Annotated in this window: 3 protein-coding genes; all 3 read left to right on the forward strand. The window is 69.2% G+C overall.

Translation table 11 applies throughout. The features are described 5' to 3' along the window. Positions 1–994 (forward strand): PEP-CTERM sorting domain-containing protein (locus VF536_RS01685; RefSeq protein WP_331613050.1); only part of this gene is annotated, 994 nt, incomplete at its 5' end. A gap of 180 nt (positions 995–1,174) precedes the next feature. Next, on the forward strand, positions 1,175–4,459 hold the full coding sequence (gene icmF / locus VF536_RS01690; RefSeq protein WP_331613051.1) for a fused isobutyryl-CoA mutase/GTPase IcmF: 3,285 nt from the start codon (positions 1,175–1,177) through the stop codon (positions 4,457–4,459). A gap of 70 nt (positions 4,460–4,529) precedes the next feature. Next, positions 4,530–4,986, forward strand: a 457-nt coding sequence (locus VF536_RS01695) for a hypothetical protein (protein WP_331613052.1), incomplete at its 3' end; no start/stop codon positions are given.

Consider the following 4,986-nt stretch of genomic DNA (forward strand, 5'->3'; position numbering starts at 1 on the left):
GGCTCCGGCGCTCCTGGCCGCGGCGCTGCTGCCGGCCCTGGCGGCTCCGCCCGCGTTGGCGGCCACCGCTCCCGCACCGGCCTGGGCCGGCTACGGCGAGACGCTGACCGCCTATGACCCCTCGCTCCATGAGCGCGACCACTTCGCCGGCGACGACCGCATCGGCGGCACGTCCTCGCTCACGTTCCACACCGGGTATTCGACCGCGTTGACGCGCACCCGCCTCGATGCCGAGGGCGTCACCCAGGTCAACTACGGCCAGTTGCGGACCCGGGCGGCGGTGTCGGGATCGCTGGACACGATCAACGATGGCGGCCGCCAGACCATCGCGAACATGTTCGCCGGCGGCTCCATCCACGACGAGTTCGTCATCGCCTGCGCCGGATGCGCGGACGGCACAACGGGCATGTTCACGGCGCGCGTGCATGTGGACGGCACGATCAGCACCGCCGGCGCGCTCACCGGCCCCAGTCCGACGGCCACGATGACGCAGGGCGCCAGCTGGAACTTCAATGCCGCGCTGACCGCGCAAGGCGTGGATGCGGCCGTCGGCGTCGACCGCGTCTCGGGCACACGCTCCGTGTCGCTGAGCACCGGCCTCCCCCCTTTCTCGGAGGACGTCGGTGATCCGCTCGGCTGGCATACGCTGACCGTGTCCTTCGTCTTCGGCCAGCCGATCGCGCTGGACCTCGGCCTGGGCGTGCAGGCCTATCACTTCCTGAGCACCGACGACGGCTCCGGCGCGACGGGCTGGGCAGCCGTCGGCACGGACTTCAGCCACTCGCTGACCTGGGAAGGCATCTCTGCCCTCACCGGCGCCGACGGCCAGGCGATCACCGGCTTCACCGCGCTCAATACGGCGGGCGTCGACTACGCGCGCTCGCTCGCCGCCGTCGCGCCTGTCCCGGAGCCCGGCACCTGGGCACTCATGGCCGGCGGACTGGGCCTGCTCGTGCTGGGCCGCTCACGCCGCGCCCGGCGCACGGCAGCCTAGGGATTTCCCACCCCTCGCGGGTGAACAACCTCGGGCATGTCACGTTTACGTAAACGTCAACCGGAACCTAGAATCGGCGGCACATGCGATCCTCAGAAGGGATCGCCCACGACAGGCGCCGCGGCGGGACCATCCTCATCCCCTGCAGGCGACCGCGCCCCCACGCCGGAGACACACGTCATGACCGAGATGTCCGCCGAGTACAAGGCCCTGGCCGAGTACCGCCCCACCCAGAAGGTCCGCTTCGTGACCGCCGCCAGCCTGTTCGACGGGCATGACGCGGCGATCAACATCATGCGGCGCATCCTGCAGAGCATGGGCGCGGAGGTCATCCACCTGGGCCACAACCGCTCGGTGGACGAGGTCGTCACCGCCGCGTTGCAGGAAGACGCGCAAGGGATCGCAGTCAGCTCGTACCAGGGCGGCCACGTCGAATACTTCAAGTACATGGTCGAGCTGCTGCGCCAGCGCGGCGGCGACAAGATCCAGGTCTTCGGCGGCGGCGGCGGCGTGATCGTGCCGGCCGAGATCCGCGACCTGGCCGACCAGGGCGTGCGCATCTTCAGCCCCGAGGACGGCCAGCGCATGGGCCTGATGGGCATGATCGGCGAGATGGTCATGCGCTGCGACCAGGACCTCAGCGCGGCCGCGCCCAAGGCCGTGGCCGCGCTGCAAGGCCATTCGGAAAGCGCCTGGCGCGCGCTCGCGCAGGCGATCACGGCGCTGGAGAACGGCCGCGCCGATGCCGCCTTCACGCAGGCGCTGCGCGACGCCGCCCAGGGCCTGCGCACCCCCGTGCTGGGCATCACCGGCACCGGCGGCGCGGGCAAGTCCTCGCTGACCGACGAGCTGATCCGCCGCCTGCGCCTGGACCAGGACGACGCGCTGCGCATCGCCGTGATCTCCATCGACCCGTCGCGCCGCAAGAGCGGCGGCGCGCTGCTGGGCGACCGCATCCGCATGAACGCGATCGCGCCCTGGGCCGCGGGTCAGCGCGTCTACATGCGCTCGCTGGCGACGCGCGACTTCGGCTCCGAGATCTCGCAGGCGCTGCCCGACGTGATCGCCGCGGCCAAGGTCGCCGGCTTCGACCTCGTCATCGTCGAGACCTCCGGCATTGGTCAGGGCGACGCGGCCATCGTGCCGCACGTCGACGTGCCGATGTACGTGATGACGCCGGAGTTCGGCGCGGCCAGCCAGCTCGAGAAGATCGACATGCTGGACTTCGCCGAGTTCGTCGCCATCAACAAGTTCGACCGCAAGGGCGCCGCCGACGCGTGGCGCGACGTCGCCAAGCAGGTGCAGCGCAACAAGGAAGCCTGGGGCAAGAAAGCCGAGGAACTGCCCGTCTTCGGCACCATGGCCAGCCGCTTCAACGACGACGGCGTCACCGCGCTCTACCAGGCGCTGAAGCCGCGCCTGGCTGAACTCGGACTCGTCCTGCGCGACGGCCGCCTGCCGGTCGCCGCCACGCGCTTCAGCACGCACCAGACGCCGATCGTGCCGCCGGCGCGTTCGCGCTACCTCGCCGAGATCGGCGACACGGTGCGCTCGTACAAGAAGCGGGCCCGCGCGCAGGCGCGCCTGGCCCGCGAGATCCAGCAACTGACGGCCAGCGTCGCGATGCTCGGACAGTCCGATGCCCAAGGCAATGTCGACGCACTCGAGGCCCTCGCTGCGTCGCGTCAGGCCAAGCTCGACGCCGACGCGCGCCAGCTGCTCGCGCAATGGCCCGACATGCAGCAGGCCTACGCCGGCGACGAGTACGTCGTGAAGATCCGCGACAAGGAGATCCGCACCGCGCTGGTGTCGACCTCGCTGTCGGGCACGCGCATCCGCAAGGTCGTGCTGCCGCCTTACGAGGACCAGGGCGAACTGCTCAAGTGGCTGATGCTGGAGAACGTGCCGGGCAGCTTCCCGTACACGGCCGGCGTGTTCGCATTCAAGCGCGAGGGCGAGGACCCCACCCGCATGTTCGCCGGCGAGGGCGACGCCTTCCGCACCAACCGGCGCTTCAAGCTGGTGTCCGAAGGCCTGCCGGCCAAGCGGCTGTCGACGGCGTTCGACTCGGTCACGCTCTACGGCGCCGATCCCGCGCCGCGGCCCGACATCTACGGCAAGGTCGGCAACTCCGGCGTCAGCATCGCGTCGCTGGACGACATGAAGGTCCTGTACGACGGCTTCGACCTGTGCCACCCGACGACCTCCGTGTCGATGACGATCAACGGCCCCGCGCCCTCGATCCTGGCGATGTTCATGAACACCGCCATCGACCAGCAGCTGACGAAATTCAAGGCCGACAACGGCCGCGAGCCGACCGCCGACGAGGCCGCCAAGATCCGCGCCTGGGTGCTGGCCAACGTGCGCGGCACGGTGCAGGCCGACATCCTCAAGGAGGATCAGGGCCAGAACACCTGCATCTTCTCGACCGAGTTCTCGCTCAAGGTGATGGGCGACATCGCGCAGTACTTCGTCAACCACGACGTGCGCAACTTCTACTCGGTGTCGATCAGCGGCTATCACATCGCCGAGGCGGGCGCGAACCCGATCTCGCAGCTGGCCTTCACGCTGTCCAACGGCTTCACCTTCGTGGAGGCGTATCTGGCGCGCGGCATGCACATCGACGACTTCGCGCCCAACCTGAGCTTCTTCTTCAGCAACGGCATGGACCCGGAGTACACGGTGCTGGGCCGCGTCGCGCGCCGCATCTGGGCCGTGGCGATGCGCGACAAGTACGGCGCCAACGAACGCAGCCAGAAACTGAAGTACCACATCCAGACCTCGGGCCGCTCGCTGCACGCGCAGGAGATCGCCTTCAACGACATCCGCACCACGCTGCAGGCGCTGATCGCGATCTACGACAACTGCAACTCGTTGCACACCAACGCCTACGACGAGGCGATCACCACGCCGACCGAGGAATCGGTGCGCCGCGCGATGGCGATCCAGCTGGTGATCAACCGCGAGTGGGGCCTGGCCAAGAACGAGAACCCCAGCCAGGGCGCGTTCATCATCGACGAGCTCACCGAGCTGGTCGAGGAGGCGGTGCTGACCGAGTTCGAGCGCATCGCCGAGCGCGGCGGCGTCCTGGGCGCGATGGAGACGGGTTACCAGCGCAGCAAGATCCAGGAAGAGTCGATGCACTACGAGATGCTGAAGCACACCGGCGAGTACCCCATCATCGGCGTGAACACCTTCCGCAACCCGCACGGCGACCCGGTGCCGGAGCACATCGAGCTGGCACGCTCCACGGAAGACGAGAAGCAGGGCCAGCTGACGCGCCTGGCCGATTTCCACGCGCGCCATGCGGGCGAGGCGCCGGCGATGCTCAAGCGGCTGCAGCAGGCCGTGATCGACAACGGCAACGTCTTCGACGTGCTGATGGACGCGGTGCGGGTGTGCTCGCTCGGACAGATCACCGCGGCGCTCTTCGAAGTGGGTGGACAGTACCGGCGCAGCATGTAAGCGGCCCGCGGCGCGCGCCGCGATGCCGGCGGCGTGCCACCCAGGAAGACCGTCCTCGAGGTCTCCCCGCATGCTGCCATCGACTCCTTCCTTCGCGTTCGCCAAGGCGTTCTCCACCTTGTCGCGCCGCGGCGACTGCACGGTCCTCGATCCGCTGCTGCACCGCCTGACCGGCGCGGGCACGATCGTCGCGGACCTGCGCGACCTGCGCGCGGCGATGCTCGACGAGTTGCCGGACGGCTTCCTGCGCGGCCTGGGGAAGCTGTCCTTCCCGCATCCGCCCCACTATCCGCCGCTGGTCGCCCTGCCCGAAGGATGCGCCGCGGCGACGGTCAACCGCTTCCTGCGGGAGCTGCCGGACACGGAATGCCTCAGCGCGGCCGACATCACCCCGCGGGGCGCTCCGATCCACATCCCGACGGATTCCGCCCTGCGGCTGTTCGAGACCACGCAGGGGCATCCGCCTCTGCGCAACGAAGCGAATGTCCCCCTGCTGCTGCGCAAGACCCGGCATGCGTGCAGCATCG

The organism is Roseateles sp. (assembly GCF_036486225.1).
Taxonomy (GTDB): Bacteria; Pseudomonadota; Gammaproteobacteria; order Burkholderiales; family Burkholderiaceae_C; genus Roseateles.

Bases quoted from the DNA above. Each gene is read 5' to 3' on its own strand.
- icmF (WP_331613051.1), top strand. From the start codon at position 1,175: ATGACCGAGATGTCCGCCGAGTACAAGGCCCTGGCCGAGTACCGCCCC.